Source organism: Pseudomonas sp. GW821-FHT02A08 (genome assembly GCF_059422045.1).
In genome coordinates this window covers 134,974-152,424 of the sequence record NZ_JBWKWD010000011.1, presented here as the reverse complement: position 1 = coordinate 152,424, position 17,451 = coordinate 134,974, and the positions used below count along the sequence as shown (strand labels likewise).

Annotated in this window: 17 protein-coding genes and 1 tRNA gene; 10 read left to right on the top strand and 8 right to left on the bottom strand. The window is 58.8% G+C overall.

Features of this window, described 5'->3' with window-relative positions; all coding sequences use genetic code 11:
- The first annotated feature begins 535 nt into the window (after positions 1 to 535).
- The 4 genes from AC07W4_RS11005 to AC07W4_RS10990 are packed head-to-tail and all read left to right on the top strand — an operon-like array spanning position 536 to position 6,113.
- Positions 536 to 3,367 carry a xanthine dehydrogenase family protein molybdopterin-binding subunit gene (locus AC07W4_RS11005; RefSeq protein ID WP_495032429.1) on the top strand — a complete coding sequence of 944 codons (2,832 nt, stop codon included), beginning with the start codon at positions 536 to 538 and terminating at the stop codon, positions 3,365 to 3,367.
- The gene (locus AC07W4_RS11000) at positions 3,360 to 3,899 is read left to right on the top strand and encodes a (2Fe-2S)-binding protein (RefSeq protein WP_007982256.1); all 540 of its coding nucleotides are present in this window, start codon (positions 3,360 to 3,362) and stop codon (positions 3,897 to 3,899) included. Before AC07W4_RS11005 ends, AC07W4_RS11000 begins: the two co-directional genes overlap by 8 nt.
- 2 nt (positions 3,900 to 3,901) lie before the next feature.
- Complete coding sequence (locus AC07W4_RS10995; protein ID WP_495032428.1) at positions 3,902 to 5,140, top strand: c-type cytochrome; 1,239 nt, start codon at positions 3,902 to 3,904, stop codon at positions 5,138 to 5,140.
- Position 5,141: 1 nt separating this feature from the next.
- On the top strand, positions 5,142 to 6,113 hold the full coding sequence (locus AC07W4_RS10990) for an XdhC family protein (protein WP_495032427.1): 972 nt from the start codon (positions 5,142 to 5,144) through the stop codon (positions 6,111 to 6,113).
- A 160-nt stretch (positions 6,114 to 6,273) separates the two neighbouring features.
- Here AC07W4_RS10990 and AC07W4_RS10985 read toward each other — a convergent pair whose 3' ends face one another.
- Positions 6,274 to 7,557, bottom strand: coding sequence for an NAD(P)/FAD-dependent oxidoreductase (locus AC07W4_RS10985; RefSeq protein WP_495032426.1), 1,284 nt, complete (start codon positions 7,555 to 7,557; stop codon positions 6,274 to 6,276).
- 184 nt (positions 7,558 to 7,741) lie between these two features.
- Between AC07W4_RS10985 and AC07W4_RS10980 the strand changes: the two genes are divergently transcribed.
- Positions 7,742 to 7,818: transfer RNA gene (locus AC07W4_RS10980), tRNA-Val, on the top strand.
- A 494-nt stretch (positions 7,819 to 8,312) separates the two neighbouring features.
- Here AC07W4_RS10980 and AC07W4_RS10975 read toward each other — a convergent pair.
- Entirely contained in the window at positions 8,313 to 9,737 is a 1,425-nt protein-coding gene (locus AC07W4_RS10975) for a DUF1254 domain-containing protein (protein WP_495032434.1), read from the bottom strand.
- Positions 9,738 to 10,031: 294 nt separating this feature from the next.
- Entirely contained in the window at positions 10,032 to 10,238 is a 207-nt protein-coding gene (locus AC07W4_RS10970; RefSeq protein WP_008047256.1) for a hypothetical protein, read from the bottom strand.
- Positions 10,239 to 10,489: 251 nt separating this feature from the next.
- Between AC07W4_RS10970 and AC07W4_RS10965 the strand changes: the two genes are divergently transcribed.
- A complete protein-coding gene (locus tag AC07W4_RS10965) occupies positions 10,490 to 10,684 on the top strand; it encodes a hypothetical protein (RefSeq protein ID WP_095943661.1) in 195 nt (64 codons plus the stop codon).
- Between the two features lie 75 nt (positions 10,685 to 10,759).
- Here AC07W4_RS10965 and AC07W4_RS10960 read toward each other — a convergent pair whose 3' ends face one another.
- On the bottom strand, positions 10,760 to 11,512 hold the full coding sequence (locus AC07W4_RS10960; RefSeq protein ID WP_008047254.1) for a carbonic anhydrase: 753 nt from the start codon (positions 11,510 to 11,512) through the stop codon (positions 10,760 to 10,762).
- Between the two features lie 203 nt (positions 11,513 to 11,715).
- Here AC07W4_RS10960 and AC07W4_RS10955 point away from each other — a divergent pair, with 203 nt between their 5' ends.
- Positions 11,716 to 12,171 carry a DUF2214 family protein gene (locus tag AC07W4_RS10955; RefSeq protein ID WP_495032425.1) on the top strand — a complete coding sequence of 152 codons (456 nt, stop codon included), beginning with the start codon at positions 11,716 to 11,718 and terminating at the stop codon, positions 12,169 to 12,171.
- Positions 12,172 to 12,356: 185 nt separating this feature from the next.
- Here AC07W4_RS10955 and csrA read toward each other — a convergent pair whose 3' ends face one another.
- Entirely contained in the window at positions 12,357 to 12,548 is a 192-nt protein-coding gene (gene csrA / locus AC07W4_RS10950; RefSeq protein WP_007975691.1) for a carbon storage regulator CsrA, read from the bottom strand.
- Positions 12,549 to 12,798: 250 nt separating this feature from the next.
- Between csrA and AC07W4_RS10945 the strand changes: the two genes are divergently transcribed.
- Positions 12,799 to 13,164, top strand: a complete 366-nt coding sequence (locus tag AC07W4_RS10945) for a hypothetical protein (protein ID WP_008047252.1) — start codon at positions 12,799 to 12,801, stop codon at positions 13,162 to 13,164.
- An 83-nt stretch (positions 13,165 to 13,247) separates the two neighbouring features.
- Here AC07W4_RS10945 and AC07W4_RS10940 read toward each other — a convergent pair whose 3' ends face one another.
- From AC07W4_RS10940 to AC07W4_RS10930, 3 genes are all read right to left on the bottom strand, one after another.
- Positions 13,248 to 13,937 carry an endonuclease gene (locus AC07W4_RS10940; protein ID WP_495032424.1) on the bottom strand — a complete coding sequence of 230 codons (690 nt, stop codon included), beginning with the start codon at positions 13,935 to 13,937 and terminating at the stop codon, positions 13,248 to 13,250.
- Between the two features lie 4 nt (positions 13,938 to 13,941).
- The gene (locus AC07W4_RS10935; protein WP_033047987.1) at positions 13,942 to 14,211 is read right to left on the bottom strand and encodes a DUF1654 domain-containing protein; all 270 of its coding nucleotides are present in this window, start codon (positions 14,209 to 14,211) and stop codon (positions 13,942 to 13,944) included.
- 180 nt (positions 14,212 to 14,391) lie between these two features.
- Positions 14,392 to 15,480 carry an asparaginase gene (locus tag AC07W4_RS10930; RefSeq protein WP_008047250.1) on the bottom strand — a complete coding sequence of 363 codons (1,089 nt, stop codon included), beginning with the start codon at positions 15,478 to 15,480 and terminating at the stop codon, positions 14,392 to 14,394.
- A 352-nt stretch (positions 15,481 to 15,832) separates the two neighbouring features.
- Here AC07W4_RS10930 and AC07W4_RS10925 point away from each other — a divergent pair, with 352 nt between their 5' ends.
- Both AC07W4_RS10925 and AC07W4_RS10920 read left to right on the top strand, forming a co-directional pair.
- Entirely contained in the window at positions 15,833 to 16,294 is a 462-nt protein-coding gene (locus AC07W4_RS10925) for a hypothetical protein (RefSeq protein ID WP_495032423.1), read from the top strand.
- A 193-nt stretch (positions 16,295 to 16,487) separates the two neighbouring features.
- Positions 16,488 to 17,444 (top strand): sugar ABC transporter substrate-binding protein, encoded by a 957-nt coding sequence (locus AC07W4_RS10920; RefSeq protein WP_495032422.1) that lies wholly within the window; start codon positions 16,488 to 16,490, stop codon positions 17,442 to 17,444.
- Positions 17,445 to 17,451: the final 7 nt, after the last annotated feature.

Genomic DNA, 17,451 nt, shown 5'->3' with positions numbered 1-17,451 from the left:
GCGGTAGTTCAGTCGGTTAGAATACCGGCCTGTCACGCCGGGGGTCGCGGGTTCGAGTCCCGTCCGCTGCGCCATATCTGCCCCGAGGCCCACTGAACGCCTTGGAGCTACGAAGAAAACCGCAAGTTTACTTCGAGTCGATAGCAAAGACCCTGGTCGAAAGACCGGGGTTTTTTGTTTCCGGAATTCAGGTTTTCTCCTCTCGCCTTGTTCCTGGTGGGCCTTTCTGCATGCCTCGTTGCCGCAATGGCCTATCGGACGCTGACGACGCCGTCGTCCAGCGGCACCCCTCCAGCCTCACGCTACCGAAATTCACGGCTACTCTTAATGTGCTGCGTCGAATAGTCGCGTTTTTTTGATTTGCTGGTCAGTTTTTAGTTTTCCGTCAGGCCATAAGCCTATAAACTTAACCTTTCGGTCAGCTTTGCACTGTCAACACAGCCCTTTGCATCGTCAAAAAGGGCTTCTGCAAGACTCGAGATTTTCCAGTACATAACCAGAAGGGTGGACCCCATAACCGCCCAGAGGATGATCCATGTCCAACCGTGATATATCCCGGCGCTCGTTCCTTCAGGGCGGGCTGGTAGCGGGCGTGAGCGTGACGCTCACGCCATTGAGCAGCCAGGCGCTGGCCGCCTTGATGGAAAACAGCGTGACCGTGCCGTCCGAGCAGTGGCTCGGCAACAATGGCAAGGCGCGCGCCCGTAACGATGCCTTGTCCAAGGTCTGTGGCAGCAAGGTCTTTGCCCGCGACATCCGCGCCAAGGACATGCCGGGCTGGCCGCAGCAACAAGGCCACGCCATGCTGCTCAAAACCATCAAGGCCGACCACATCTTTGCAGGCATCGACCTGTCGTGGCTCGGTGCCGGGTTGCAACCGGACCGCATCGTCACTGCCGAAGACCTGGTCAAGGACGGTATCGTGTTCCCTGAAGAGCACGCCCCGGATCCGTTGTTGCCGGCCGGCAAGGTGCCGATGTTCATCGGGCACCCGGTGGCGATCCTGATCTGGAACGATTTCGAGCGCTTCCGTCAGGCCAAGAACCAACTCAAATTCAATGACAAGGCGATTCGTTACGGTGCCCAGGTGCCGTTCTACGAAGGCGATCCCTACGGCAGCTTCCGCTACGTGCGCGTTGGCGGTGCGACTTCGGCGGACGAAGACGAGTTCGCCAGCCTCAAGGATTCGATCCTGTTCCCGATGCTGAAAAACCGTCGTCCGGTGTGGAACTCCCAGCCGAACCTGCACGGCAACCTGACCGAGCGCGGGTTGTTCTACGCCGAGCGCATGAAGCAGCAGATCGATACGCCGCCGGACAACTGGCTGGTGTTCGACGAGCGCTACAAGACCCCGTCGATCGAACCGGCCGCCCTGGAGCCGGACAACGGCAACGGCTGGTACGACCCAGCCACCAAGACCCTGCATTTTGTCGTCGCCACCCAGTGTCCGCTGGAGGCGGCGACCGAAACCGCGAAGATGATCGCACCGTCGCGTTTCGGCCTGGCCAACCTGAACATGCACCCGGGTTACACCGTTGGTTATGGCTCGAAAGACCACAACATTTTCGTCTACTACGCAGCCCTGGCGGCGTTGTACGGCGCCGGTGTGCCGGTGCGCCTGGCCAACGACCGCTACGAGCAGTTCCAGAGCGGCATCAAGCGTCACCCGTTCGACATTCGCTACCAATTGGCGGTGGACAAGAACGATCACAGCTTCAAGATCTTCCGCTCCGAGATGAGCGTCGACGGTGGCGGGCGGATCAACTACAGCCCGTCGGTGGCGGCGGTGGGCGCCACGGCGGCACAGTCGATCTACTACATGCCGCAGAACGACCTGCAGGTCACGGCTTACCATTCCCGAGCGGTAGAGGCCGGGTCGATGCGTGGCTACGGCACCCTGCAAAGCATGGCGGCGACCGAGATGATGGTCGACGAAATCGCCGGTCGCCTGGGTATCGATGCCATTGAGCTGCGCCGCAAGAACGCACTGCGCTCGGGCATGAAAAACACCCAGGGCGCGATCCCGGCCGGTGCCTTGCGCCTGCACGAGATTCTCGACAAGGCAGCCGTTCACGACACCTGGAAAAACCGCGACGCGATCAAGAAACAACGCGAAGCCGCCGACCCCGATAACTGGTACGGCGTCGGTTTCGCCATCTGCCAGAAAGACTTCGGCACCGGTTCCGAAGCGCCGATGGCCAGCATTGAATTCACTGCCGAAGGTCGCATCAGCCTGCGCCACATCGGTATCGAGATCGGCACCGGCATGTCCACCTCCCAGGCCATGGTCGTGGCCGACTTCCTCGGTATCCCGGCGCACGAAGTGAAGACCGGCGAAACCGAATGGAAAGAGTTGCAGCTGGTCAGTGGCGGCAATCCCTACATCATGAGCCAGGCCGAGCAGGACAATTTCCTGCGCAATCCACGCTGGGTCGGCAAGGTGGCTTCGGCTTCGTCGGCCACCAACTCGGCGTACTACTTCAGCCACGCCACCCGTGAAGCGGCGCGCGTGCTGTTCAACCACGGCCTGTGGCCGGCGGCGCTGGAGATCTGGCGCCAAGGCCCTTACGGCGGGCAGGCCAACCCCTACGTGGTGCGCCGCGAAGACGCCCATTGGGTCGACGGCAAGCTCACGGCCAACGGCATGGAGCCACTTCCGTTCGCCATGCTGGCCAAGCGCGTTCACGAGCGTGGCCTGGTGAGCGGTGCCACCGTGCACGGTTTCAACCGCTGGAGCTGGGCCGAGGCCGAGTTCAGCATCGACGGCGTGCGTGAGCGCTTGCCGCTCGACGGCCTTGCCGTGAAGTACGGTGACGGTGCGCCAAAGGCGAAGAAAGCGCAGATGAACAGCGCCGGTTTCCATCTGCTGGATCGGCAGGGCATTGCCTACCCGGCGACCCAGCTGAACAACGCGGCAGTGACTTACTACAGCCCGGTGGCGACGCTGGTGGAAGTGAAGGTCAACAAGGGTTCGAACGAAGTGTCGGTGCTCAACCACCACTCGTGGGTCGAGTGCGGTCGGGTGCTGGTGGAAGAACTGGTCAGGGGTCAGCTCGAAGGCGGTATCGCCATGGGCATCGGCCATGCGCTGATGGAAGAGATGCCGCTGTACGAAGGCGGGCCGGGGGAGGGTGACTGGAACTTCAACCGTTACCGCCTGCCGATGGCGCGTCACGTCGCGGTGTGGAAACAGACAGCGGACATCCTGCCGCCATTGTCGCCAAGCGACCCGTCCAAGGGCATCGCCGAGGTGGTGATGATCCCGGTGGTCGGTGCCATCGGTAACGCCGTGGCCCATGCCATCGGTAAACGTGTCCGCGACTTGCCTATCACTTCTGCACGCATCAAGGAGGCCCTCAATGGCTAACCGTCCGCTTCAACTGACCCTCAATGGTCAATCCGTCGGCCCGGTGGACATCCCTGATGACCTGCCGATGATCGACTACCTGCACGAGTACAAGAACCTCACCGGCTCGCGCCTGGGCTGCGGCCAGGGCATCTGCCACGCCTGCGTGGTGATCGTCGACAACCCCGACGGCACCAGCGAAGAAGTGCGCACCTGCATCACCGGCGCGCACTATTTCGAAGGCAAGAAAGTACGGACCATCGAAGGCCATGCGACCCGCGACGAGCAGGGCAAGGTCACCGAGCTGAACCCGATCCAGCAGCGTTTCGTCGACGAGTTCGCGTTCCAGTGCAGCTACTGCGCGCCGGGCTTCGTCAATGCCGCGACCGTGCTGGTGGAAAAGCTGCAGCGTCAGCCGATCGTCAAAAGCCAGCTGGAAAAAGTCATCGAGGACAGCCTCGGTCATCACATCTGCCGTTGCACCGGGTACGTGCGCTACTACAGCGCCACCCGCAACGTGCTGACCGATCTCGGCCTGGTCAAGGAGGGTTAAGCATGAAGCTTCTACTTGGCCGCCTGGCGTTGGCGGTTGGTCTGGCTGCGCCTGTGGTGGCGGCTCACGCCGATGATGCGCAGGTCAAACAAGGCGAATACCTCGCCCGCGCCGCCGATTGCATGGCGTGCCACACCGCACCGGGTGGCGCACCCTATGCGGGTGGCCTGCCGATCCTGTCGCCGTTCGGCACGATCTACGGTACCAACATCACCCCGAGCAAAGAACACGGCATCGGCCTGTACAGCGATGACGAGTTCTTCACCGCGCTCACCGAAGGCAAGCGCCGCGATGGCGCGAACCTGTATCCGGCGATGCCCTACACCTCGTATCACCTGATCCCGCGTGCGGATTCCGATGCGATACACGCTTACCTGAAAACCGTCGAGCCGATCGAACGTGCAGCACCGGTCACCAGCCTGAGCTTCCCGTTCAACGTGCGCCTGGGCCTGATGGGCTGGAACATGATGTATGGCAAGGACGTGAAGCTGGAGCCGGCTGAAGGCAAGAGCGAAGCCTGGAAGCGCGGCCAGTACATGGTCGACGTACTCGGCCACTGTGGCGAATGCCACACCCCGCGCGGTCTGCCTGGCGCGATGCAGATGGACAAACGCATGACCGGCGGCATCCTCAATGGCTATCTGGCGCCGAGCCTGCTGGCCGCTGATCTGGCGGCCCGTGGCTGGAATCATCAGGACCTGAGCTCGTTCCTCAAACACGGCATGAGCGCCCAGGGCACGATGTTCAACGAGATGTTCCCGGTGTTCCACAACAGCACCCAGGGCCTGAGCGATCCGGATCTGGCGGCGATGGCGACCTTCCTGCTGGGCGATCAGCCGCCCGCGGCGAAAGTGCTCACCGAAGTGCCGGTGGACAAGCTGAGCCCGAGTGCCCAGCGCGGCCGTCAGGAATATTTGAATGTCTGTGCCGGTTGCCACGCTCCAGGTGGCGAAGGCAAGCCGCACATCGCGGTGGCTATGCGCGGCAATACCACGTTGCGTCTGGAAGACCCGCGCAACCTGGTGCGGGTGATCGACGACGGTATCGGTGAGCAGAAGTTCTCCGGTTTCGAGCACATGCAACCGATGCCGGGGTTCGCCGCGAAATTGAGCGACGGGCAACTCGCGGATCTGCTGAACTACCTGCGTCAGGGGTGGGGTGGTCAGCCGAATGAACTGGCTGTAAACGACGTGCAGAAGTTGCGGGCCGATGCGCCGCCACTCGAGCACAAGGCCCACTGATATGCAGCATCTGGATCTGCAGGTGGTGCGCCGGGCGCTGGAGTGGTCGGCGGCCGGTCAGCGCATCTGGCTGTGTACGGTGCTGGCCACTTATGGCTCGGCACCGCGCGCACCGGGTTCGCTGCTGGCGGTGAACACCCAGGGGCACTGGATCGGCTCGTTGTCCGGTGGCTGTGTCGAGGAAGACTTTCTCGAGCGAGTCGCCGAGGGCGCGTTTCTGGAGCCGGTCAGCGTTGTTCGTTACGGCGAAGGCGATGACCCACGCTCGCGCGTCAGCCTGCCGTGTGGCGGGGTGCTGGATGTGCTGGTCGAGAAGCTTGACGCCGATTGCGAGGTGCAAGCGCATTTGCGGGAACTGGAGTCGGCGCTGTTGGGCCGACGTCGGTTGATCCGTGAGGTTGATTTGCAAAGCGGTGCGCGCAGCCTGTTCGATGATCGTGAACAGGGTGTGCGTATCGAGCGGGAAATCGACCGGGTGCGTGTGCGCGTCGGCGCGGCCCAGCGCTTGTTGCTGGCGGGGTATTCCAGTGTCGCGCAGGCCTGTGCGGAGTTTGCCGTGGGGCTTGGGTTCGAGGTGATTCTGTGTGACCCGCGGGACGAAGTGCTGGAAGGCGTCGTGCTGGAAAACGTGGAGATTCGTCGTCAACTGCCGTCGGTGTTCATCGCCGAAGGCGGCTGTCACAGCGACACGGCGGTGGTGGCATTGACCCACGACCCACGTATCGATGACCTGGCGATGATGGAGGCTGTTCGCACCGAGGCGTTCTATATCGGTGTGATGGGCTCCATGCAGACCTCGCACAAACGCTTCGAGCGCTTGCGGCGCATCGGTGGTCTGGGGGATGTCGAATTGGGGCGGATTCATGCGCCGATCGGCTTGAACCTGGGCAGCAAGACCCCGGCAGAAATCGCTCTGGCGGTGTTGGCTGACATCTTGCGAATCCGCAGCGGAATCGCACGGGATCGTCTCTAACCCAAAACCCCTGTGGGAGCGGGTGTACGCAATCTGCGGGTATCCAAAAAACATTGTGGGAGCGAGCTTGCTCGCGATGAGGCCAGCACATTCAACACGGATGTCGTTTGCCAGTCCGATATCGCGAGCAAGCTCGCTCCCACAATGTATTGCGTGTCGCTTAGTACCCGAATCTATCCCGCAATCCGTAATACCACGCACCCAGCGCTGCAAACGGTGTGCGCAGCAACTGGCCGCCCGGGAACGGGTAGTGGGGCAGGTCGGCAAAGGCGTCAAAACGCTCGGCCTGACCGCGCAACGCTTCGGCCAGTACCTTGCCCGCCAGATGCGTGTAGGTCACGCCATGGCCGCTACAACCCTGGGAATAGTAGATGTTGTCGCCCAGCCGTCCGACCTGGGGCAGGCGCGACAGGGTCAGCAGGAAATTACCCGTCCACGCGAAATCGATCTTCACGTCCTTGAGCTGCGGGAATGCCTTGAGCATCTTCGGTCGAATGATCGCTTCGATGTTCGCCGGATCCCGCGCGCCATACACCACGCCACCACCGAAAATCAGACGCTTGTCGCCGCTGAGGCGGTAGTAGTCGAGCAAGTAATTGCAGTCTTCGACACAGTAGTCCTGGGGCAGCAGGGTCCTGGCCAGTTCTTCACCCAATGGCTCGGTGGTAATCACCTGCGTGCCGCAAGGCATCGACTTGGCGGCCAGTTCCGGCACCAGGTTGCCCAGATAAGCGTTGCCGGCGACGATGATGAATTTGGCCCGGACCTTGCCCTGCGGCGTGTGCACAACAGGGTTGGCGCCGCGCACAATGCGCACCGCCGGCGACTGCTCATAAATCGTCCCGCCCAGGGACTCGACCGCCGCCGCTTCACCCAGCGCCAGGTTAAGCGGATGGATGTGGCCGCCACTCATGTCGAGCATCCCGCCGACGTACTGATCGCAGGCCACCACTTCGCGAATGCGGCGTTGATCCATCAGCTCGAGCTGGGTGTGGCCGAATCGCTCCCACAGGCGCTTCTGCGACTCCAGGTGACCCATCTGCTTGGCGGTCATCGCGGCGAACACGCCACCGTCCTTCAAATCGCACTGAATGTTGTACCTGGCGACCCGCTCACGAATGATTCGCCCACCTTCAAACGCCATCTGTCCCAGCAACTGAGCCTGCTTGGGGCCAACCGTGCGCTCGATGACATCGATATCGCGGCTATAGCTGTTAACGATCTGGCCGCCATTACGCCCGGACGCTCCGAAACCGACCCTGGCGGCCTCGAGCACCGTGACCTTGAAGCCGTTCTCCAGCAGAAACAGGGCAGAGGACAGCCCCGTATAACCGGCGCCAATCACACAGACATCGGTATCGACGTCATCCTGCAACGCCGGGCGCGGCGCAACCGCATTGGCCGATGCGGCGTAGTAGGACTCGGGGTAGGGAGTGTTAGCCATCCGGCAGCCTCTGTTTAATATATTTTACGAGTGCGTTGATCCTACCCGAGTTGAAAATCGCCCGCCAGCCACCCGGAAAATCTTCTTTGCAGCGGCAAAATTAAATATTTTGCATATTCATAGGGTTAGCGCGAAAAAAGGTGTTGACACCCCTCCGGAATTCCGTAGAATGCCGCCTCACAGCAGGCACGTAGCTCAGTTGGTTAGAGCACCACCTTGACATGGTGGGGGTCGTTGGTTCGAGTCCAATCGCGCCTACCAAACAAAATCCGCTCTGCTGGGCGGTCTAGAAGGGCTCACCGAAAGGTGAGCCCTTTTTTGTTGTCCTTGATTTCTTCAGGGCGTTCACAAAATATCGGGTTCGTTCACACATGGACAATGTGAACGTTGATGTACGCACTGCACTTGGTATATCAGTGTAGAGCGGGATCCAGTTGTAGTTGGAGTCGAATAGCTCAGGGAGGGCTTGATGTACATCGGAAGTCAGAAAAACAGGATTCGCATTCAACGCGGGATTTCGATCGTCGTCTTGATCGTATCAACCATTTTCCTTGGCTCTTCGATATACCGCTATACCGAGTGCGGTGGGCCTGGGTATTACGTCGTAAAGGCCATTACGGGTCTGTGTCTTGGCGGTGTCATGTTTCGCTTGGCGGGTAAGTGAATTTGGCGCGGGCTTCGCTTGCCAGTGTGCTGGTAATCAATCCTGCAAGCAGGGCTGCAGGGTCATAGTTGACGTATGACCCTGCGTCCGGTCAATTGGCTTTGACGATCGCGGGCGGACTCCAGGTTCCCTTCCCTGGCGGCAGGATCGAAGGCGCTTCTGTCTTCGGCCAATACAGCCGCATCACCAGGTAGATCAGATCATTCGGTGCGGGCAGCCAGTTGCTTTCCTTGTCCGCGCCAGGCGAATCCTTCTGGATATACAGCGTCAACGAGCCGTCCGCATTCTTCTTCATGTCGGGCAACATCGGCGAGTTGATGAGGTAGCGATTGATCGGGTTTTTGATCAGCAGTTGCGATTTACCGTCGTACATGGTCACTGACCAGAAGGCGTTGACCGGCGGAAATTGTCCGGCGGGCAGGGTGATGGAGTAGTTGTGCTTGCTGCCATCAAGCAGTTCGCCATCGGGCAGGGTTTTGGCCAGAGGATAGGTGGCTTCCTCGGCGTCGTTGGCATAGATGCCCGCTTGCGCGACGGCGGCACGCTTCAGCCAGTCGCCGTTGTAGAAGGCGCTGTCGCCGCCGGTTCCGGCAATGTTCCAGCCGTTGATCTTCGTGCCGAGATTCTTGATCCCGTCCTCGACCTGCGCGTGCCCGGCCTGCATGCCCTCAACAACTGCGGCCTTTTGTTCCGCGGACAGATCCTGGAAGTTGAAGTCCTTGCCGGCGCCAATGCCGATCCGGGCAAGTTTCGCCCGGATCGCCACTTCATCCGGTGCGGCCGGGGCGTACTGCAAGGCAAAGTCGAGATACTTGAAGAAACCGGTCTTGGCGAGGTCCGTGTTGATCTTCGGGAAGTCGATCACCGGCGCGGCAGGCGGTGCCGGTTGCTTGAGAAAGGCGGATAGCGGTTGTGCCTTGTAGCCTGACTGGACGTTTACCACGTTCGGCAGGTCAGCCGGGTTGAAGAGTTGGGTGCGAAAGATCGCGAAGGGGAATTGGGTGCCGGAACGAAACACCTTCTTGATGCCCGGTGGCGTCGCGCCCTTCCAATCGGGTCCGACTACCATGTAGTCGCCAGCTTCGTTGCCGGTGGCGCGGCTGCCGATGTAGCCGTAGTTGTAGGTATTGCCATCGACGAGCTGTACCGAGTAATACCGTGGTTTCTCTACCGCCGGCACCGATAACACCATTGGCTCGCTGCGCAGGTCCATGAATATCATCGAATAGGGCGTGTCGCTGTTTGGCGTAATAACAGCTGTGTCCTTATAGGTTGCGACATGGTGCAGGCTATGAATCTGGTTGAGCGGTGCCTTGAACTGTCCGGAGTTTTTGTCTACGGCGTAGTCGTACATGACCGCGTAGTTCATCACGATGGGCAGGCCGTAGATATAGCCTTCCGTGGCGATAGCCTTCATTTCAGCGGGCGTGATATCTGCTGCGTGGGTGAAAGTGGATATGAATGACGCCAGCAATATCACCGTGCCGCCAATGGCTTTCGGTATTGGGTTTTTCATGAACATGCATCTCCATTTGTCATGCCGGATATGTGAGTAGGCGCCAAGAATCATTGCCGATCTTTGGGGAAGCTGACTGTGGGGTTATGTCTAGTTCATGGATTTTCAATCCACAAGTCATTGCGTGTTATTTGCTGAACCTTGCGTCCAGCAGGCAATCACTTCGCGGTATCGGAAAGATGAGATGCCCGGATCAGAAAAGTAGTGCCGGGTCATCAAGGCGCGACGATTGCTGAACGGATGCCGGATGATTACCGGGTAAATCGTTCAGATCGTCGCCAGCCTCGGCAGGGGTCAGAGGGCAAAGCTCGCTGCAAGGCCGTGGTGGCCTTCCTGTGCTCCCACGATCAGGTGCATTGGGATGTTCTGCTGTACCTCAATGGACGGTACTTCGAAGTTTCCTACTATCTGGAAGTGTCGCTCGCTCAGTTCGGTCGACTTTTCTGCTTTTTCCTTGGCCATTCTCGCGTGGTTCATTGCGATTTCGTTGAGCGTTGACACGTTACATCTCCCGGTGACTGACCAAGCGTATCGCTGGAGTCCTTAAGCATTGATTGAATGGCTGCGGCGTCAGAAACCTGTCGTTACGGCGCTGCTACGGGCGATCTTAGCAAGCCTCAAGCCACAGATACGGGCGAATTCCTCGTGGTGTTCCGGCAGGCGACGAATGGCGAGCCACTATGAATGATGGCCCGGTTTTTTTGTCATTCAGGCGTAAACTAGCGATGCGACCTTATCAAAAGGAGCCGCCTATGAACGCCGATCAAATGAGCAAGCAGGCACCTGTGGACACGGCTGTCTGGGATCGATATTTCTGCGCTGCATTGATTGCCGAAAGCAATCTGACTGCTCCGATTGTGGGTGGGGCTACCCACGAGGACAGGCAGAACCTGTTGATCGAGAGGGCCAGAACCCTCGCGGACAAAATGATGCAAAACCGAAGATAACCAGAGCCCAGCCGTCGCGCTGGGCTCTTTGCATGCGGGGGCATGCACTGATGCCGGGGAGGTGCGCGTTGTGGATCAATCGATCAACTCTACCTTGCCGCTCGCCAGGCGATAGATACCGCCCACGATCTTCAGTACGCCTTTACTCTGGGCATCTGTCAGCAATGGCGAGGCCTGTTTCAGGCTGTTTACCGAATTCTTGACGTTTTGCACGGTGGCGTTTTCCATCAGGTTCCCGGGCTGCTTGAGTACTGCCTCGACTGCCGACTTGAGTGCGTCAGTCAGTTTCGGGATATGGCCGGGGAAAATCGTCTGATCCTTGACGGCCTTGATACCGGCCTCGATGGCGCCGCAGCTCTCATGTCCAAGGACGAGAATCAGCGGGGCGCCCAGTACGGCAACCCCGTATTCAAGACTGGCCAGGCCTTCCGGGGTAACGAAGTTGCCCGCGACGCGGATGGAGAAAAGATCGCCGCGCGCGGTGTCGAACGCATATTCCGGGGCGATCCTTGAGTCAGAGCAACTCAGCACGGCCACGAACGGATTTTGACCGGACACCAGGGCCTCTCGCTCTGCCTTGAAATCGTGCGTCGTGGAAGTACCGCCTACATATCGTGCATTGCCCTCCATCAGTCTTTTCAACGCCATGTCGGGACTGATTACGTTTTGTGGTTTGGGTGGGGCTGACGCTTTTTCGGCTGCCTGGATGATCTTGCCGGGCAGTGTGCCGGTCAGCAGCAGTGCGCCTGCGCTCAATCCGGCAAATTGAAGAAAACGACGACGGCCTGTTGTGTTTGAAGCAGAGCTTGAATCACATGATTCACACATGATTTTGTTTACTCAGTTCAATGCGGTGGGAGTGAGTTGCTGTTGGGGCGGGTATTGCCGCTGACGCTCGATACCAGCGCAGTGGAGTCTAGTTGGTTTGTCATATTGTGTTTCGGGCATCGTCCGCGGATGCCGTGCACGCAGCCATTACATGGGCTACTACTGACAGACTCAAACAACTTCGACCTGGCAGGAGTTTCTCGATGCTGACTCACTGGTTTCTGGCGGCGGTTCATCTTCTGGCATTTGCCCTGGGATTTTGGGCCGTGTTGGTTCGAGGCACGGCTTTTCGGCGTTTGGCCGATGGAGCCGCAGAGGTGCGCAGTGTTCTGATGGCGGACAATATATGGGGTATTTCAGCTGTCGTTTTATTGATCAGTGGGGGGATGCGAGCGTTTGGCGGGTACGAGAAAGGCTCGGACTATTACCTGCATCAGCCGCTGTTTCATCTGAAGATGACGCTGTTCGTCCTGATCTTGCTGCTGGAAATCGCACCCATGGTGACGCTGATCAAGTGGCGAATAGCGCTTGCCCGTAAAGCGGCGATCGATACCGGCCGTGCGAAGCTGTTTGCACGGATCAGTCATGTCGAGGCGCTGCTGGTGTTGCTGATGGTGGTGGCGGCGACGGGCATGGCGCGAGGCGTGATGTCTGGTTGACCGCGCAGTGAGCGCATCCTTCCCTTGGGTAAACCAGAAAAGTCTGACAGCAATAGGGTGAGGCTTGCCGCTAGTATCGGCCTCTGGGGTTTGGGTGGGGGCGAAAGTGCAGGGCGATGGGGTGCTGAATCTTTAGCCAGCCGTGATTGCGGACTGAACGGGCTGGCTACTGACTGCAACAGGATTCAGGATTGTGGCTTTTCCGGGGCGGTCAGGCCGGCCTGAATGCGCTGGTAGATTTCTTCACGATGCACTGCAACGTCCTTCGGAGCGTTGATGCCGATCCTGACTTGCTGGCCGCTTACGCCGAGGATGGTGATCGTAATGTCATCACCTATGTTTATGCTTTCACCGACTTTGCGGGTGAGTATCAGCATGGTCTTCTCCTTGATTGCTTTGTGGGGCACCTGATTCGGACAGTGCAGAGGTCGGTGTTATGTATAGATTAGTGCGAAGTCTCGCGGTTTGGGTGCCTCTTTCTGACGCGCAGATGCGGCATTAATTCCCAAGGCGTAACTATACAGAGGCCGCCACCATGATTCTCGTTGTTTTGAGCCCATTTTACGGCACTCGTGAAGTATTCATGGATGTTAAAATCCCCGCTTTAAGCATTTAGAGGGAAACGCCGTGCGCAAAATGGTCTTGGTATTCGCGATGTTGGCACTGGCGGGATGTGGTGAGGGCGGCAGTGTGGATGCGCCAAAGCCAAAGCCGGCCATGGCTGCCGTACCCGCGGCAGTGTCCGGCCCGCAATGGGATCTTGAAGTGCGAGGTGAAACCCCTCAGGCGGTCAGCGATTTGAGTGGCTGGCTGATCGAGCACAGCTTCATGTCCAGCGTCGTCAAGGAAAATGGTAATACCCGAATCCTGATGGGGCCGTTCAGTTCGAAAGCCGAGGCCGAAGCCAAGCAGGATGAAGTCCGCGCGGCGCTCACTCGCTCGAAGAAACAGAACATCGAATTGCTGGTGCTTGAGCGTCCAGCCGCTCAATAACGTAGCGCAGACGCTAAAGATACAAAAAAGGCCTCGGGTGTTTAGCCCGGGGCCTTTGTCGTTTCAGGTGTCCCGTTCTGGAATCAGCCACAGGCCTTCATGTCTACCGGGCCTACGAACTCGTTGCCGCGCCCCATGACGCAGCCCACGCTCTGGTTGCGTTGACGCTCCCACGCCTGTACGGGATAGGTCTTGTCCCAGGCTTCGTACAGTTGCCGATCCTGTTTCGACAGGCGCAAGCCATACTGCTTGCTCATGTAGAAGTAGGTCCGGGCGATCATGCCGCGAATGGAAGGGCGGGGCATGACTTTCTTGGCCTTGAAGTCGATCTGGGTCAGGCAGGAACCATATTGCCCCGACTGCTCGGGCAGCCAGCCAAAGCTGAAGTTGCTGCGATCGCCGTTGACCTCGCCAATGCTGGGCACCAGGTTGTGCAAATCAGCCTCGGCCTTCTGGTAAACCGGGTCGTGGCGGGTGCAGTTCTTGCGACCGCCCTCTTGCCAGCACTGGCGTTGATGACCGATTTGCCAGGCCGGAACAATATGCTCCCACTCGATGCGGGCTGCGCGTTTGGCATTTTTACGGGGCACATAACCGCAGGCGGCAAGGTTTACCCGGTTGCCGGTGTACTTGCAGCCACAGTAAAACTCGGTGGACTGGGGCGCGTAGAGCGTCCAGGCCACCTTTTTCGCTTCGGTGAAGGTGCGCGGCGCGTCGGCTTGCGCGCCCATGACAAAAAACAGAAACAGCAAAGCAAACCAGCGGACACTCATCGCCTCAATCTTCCTTCGGCACAACCCAGAAAATCTGCACGCCGCCATCGTCGCGATAGGCGAGGGTGACGTTGTCGTTCTCGTCGATTTCTTCCAGCAAGCGTTCCCATTCATCCACCGGTTCGTCAGGCAGGCGGAAGATCAGTGCTGCCCTGGCTTTTTGTGCGGTGGGGGAGTTGATGATTTTCTGAACGCGCAGGCCCATGCGTACATAGGTGTCAGGAGAGGCAGAGGTAGTGTCCACGGGATTATCCTTATTAAGCTGTACGTGCATACAGTATTTAACTGTGGGCAATTTCGCAACTGCTTAAAAATCAAGAAAATCCTCTGACAGCGGTTTGTTCTATTTGGTGTAAGGCGCAGGGAGTTTTTTTGTCAGATCGAGTGACGCCAATCGCCAGGACTGGAGAATGGCGCACAGGGTGCCCGACCGGATCGGTCGGGCGAGGGCGAATCAGTATTCCCAGAACATCCGTTGCAGTTCTTTGCTGTCGTTGGTCTTGGTCAGCGCGACCATCGCCAGGATGCGGGCCTTCTGCGGGTTCAGGTCGTGGGCCACGACCCAGTCGTATTTATCGTCAGGCTGTTCGGCGTTGCGCAATACGAAGCCGCCGGCGTTGACATGGGAGGAGCGAATGATCTGCACGCCGTCCTTGCGCAGGGCTTGCAGGGCAGGGACCACTCGCGACGATACCGAGCCATTGCCGGTACCGGCGTGGATGATGGCTTTGGCGCCCGATTGAGCCAGGGCCTTGTAGGCGGTATCGCTGACGTTGCCATAGGAATAGGCAATCTCGACGTCAGGCAGGCTCTTGATGGTCTTGATGTCGAATTCGGAATCCATGGTGTGGCGCTTGGCTGGCAAGCGGAACCAGTAGGATTTGCCTTCTACCACCATGCCCAGCGGACCCCAGGCGCTTTTAAACGCTTCGGTCTTGATGTTGATCATTTTGCTGACGTCGCGACCCGACTGGATTTCATCGTTCATGGTCACCAGCACGCCTTTGCCCCGTGCGTCTTTGCTGCTGGCCACGGCCACCGCGTTGTACAGGTTCAGCATGCCATCGGCGGACATCGCGGTGCCTGGGCGCATGGAGCCTACGACAATGATCGGCTTCTCGGTTTTTTCCACCAGGTTGAGGAAGTATGCCGTTTCTTCCAGGGTGTCGGTGCCGTGGGTGATCACGATGCCATCGACGTCTTTGCTGTCGGCCAGTTCGGCTACGCGGCGACCCAGTTGCAGCAGGTTTTCGTTGGTGATGCTTTCGGAGGCGATTTGCATGACCTGTTCGCCGCGAACGTTAGCCAATTGGCTCAGTTCAGGAACGCCGGCGATCAACTGTTCAATGCCGACTTTCGCCGCTTGATAGGTTGCGCTGTTGGCGGCGCTGGCCCCCGCGCCGGCAATGGTGCCGCCGGTGGCCAGGATCACCACGTTGGCCAGTTTCTGTTGGGTTTCGGCTTCTTTGGCCTGAAGGGCGGTGGGCAGAAGAAGCAGCAGGGCCAAGGCGCCCGGAACAAAGGTCTTGAGTGCAGATGTCATTATTTTTCTCTTCTAGTTGTGAGACGGTGCAGATGCAGGTTCATCTAGATACGCCCCGGGCGAATCTGAATGCCGGGGGTGCGAGGGGAAGAGCAGGATCTGTACCAGTAATACGCTGAATCGAAAAACACGCCTAAGTTAATGATTTGTAACGGTATTGCTATTTATGTCCGGAACGGTTTCGGGGGCGGGGCGTCCGGAATGCCGAACATTTTTAACTTTTGCGTTCGGCTCGCCGAAACGGATCGCGGTCTTGTTTAAGATTTCAACGGGTCAAATCATAGATAGCGACTAAAGAAACGCCCGCGCCGGTCGATGCTCCTTCAAGGGATCATTTTCTTCAGGAGTTCACATGTCGTTATCTGTTGGCATTCCCAATGCCGCTAACATCACCATCGGTGGCAAGTCGGCCACCACCATTCGTGCCTTGAGCGACGCAACAGCTGATGCGGCTGCTCAAGCGTCGGGTGCAAAGAAAAGCGACGGCAACCAGGTCAAGACGGGCCCGGTAGGTCTGGGGGAGAGCGCCGGCGCACAGGCCGAATCGCAAACCAGCGATAACACCAGCGTGGCGGTGAAGGTCTTGCTCAAGCGTCTGAAGGAGTTGCAGCAGCAATTGCGCGAGCAACAGCAGCAACTGGCGCAAGCCCAGGCGGCGTCCTATCCAACCCCGCAAGCCAAGACCACGGCAGTAACAGCCATTCAGGGGCAGGTTGCCAACACCAGCGGGGCCATCCTGCAAGTGAACGCGAGCCTGATCAAGGAGCTGGCCAAGGGTTCCGGCACGGGATCGGTGGTCAACACCACGGCATGAGTTGAATGCCGCTTTTTCGCCGTACATCTGTGAAAGCGCATTTCAGGTCGTTGACAAATACCGGCAGGGTTCCCATAGTTTGGTTAACGCAAACGTTTGCGCGGCTCAAGTGATGGCTTTTCATCGCGGCGGGCCGTGAAGCTTGCGCCAGCGCAAGCGTTGCTCACAATAATCATAAGATCGGAGTGAACCCATGAAGCTGCCATTCGCTGGACGTCTTCTCGCTGTCGCTATGCTGGCTGCCGCATCCGCTGCACTACCTGTCTCTTCGGCCTTTGCTGAAACCGCAGAAAAACCGAAAGTCGCACTGGTCATGAAGTCCCTGGCCAACGAGTTCTTCCTGACCATGGAAGACGGCGCCAAGGCCTACCAGAAAGATCACTCCGGCGAATTCGACCTCATCTCCAACGGCATCAAGGATGAAACCGACACCGCAGGCCAGACGCGCATCGTCGAGCAGATGATCCTGGCCAAGGTCAATGCACTGGTGATTGCACCGGCTGACTCCAAGGCCATGGTCCCGGTGATCAAGAAAGCCATCGATGCCGGTATCACCGTGATCAACATCGACAACCAGTTGGACCCTGCCGTCGTCAAAAGCAAAAACATCAATGTTCCGTTCGTAGGCCCGGACAATCGCAAGGGCGCACGGCTGGTGGGGGATTACCTGGCCAAACAGCTGAAGGCCGGTGACGAAGTCGGCATCATCGAGGGTGTGTCCACCACCACCAATGCCCAACAGCGGACCGCGGGTTTCAAGGATGCAATGGAGGCGGCGCAGATCAATGTCGTGTCCCTGCAATCCGGTGACTGGGAGATCGACAAGGGCAACAAGGTCGCCGCGTCGATTCTCAGCGAATACCCGCAAACCAAGGCCCTGTTGGCCGGCAACGACAGCATGGCGGTCGGTGCGGTATCTGCCGTGCGCGCCGCGGGCAAGGCCGGCAAGGTGCAAGTGGTCGGCTACGACAACATCAATGCCATCCAGCCAATGCTCAAGGATGGTCGCGTGCTGGCCACCGCGGACCAGTTTGCGGCCAGGCAGGCGGTGTTCGGCATCGAGACTGCATTGAAGATTCTCAAGGGCGAGAAGGTCGACGACGGCGCCAATGGCGTGATCGAAACGCCGGTAGAGTTGGTCACCAAGTAACCTTGCG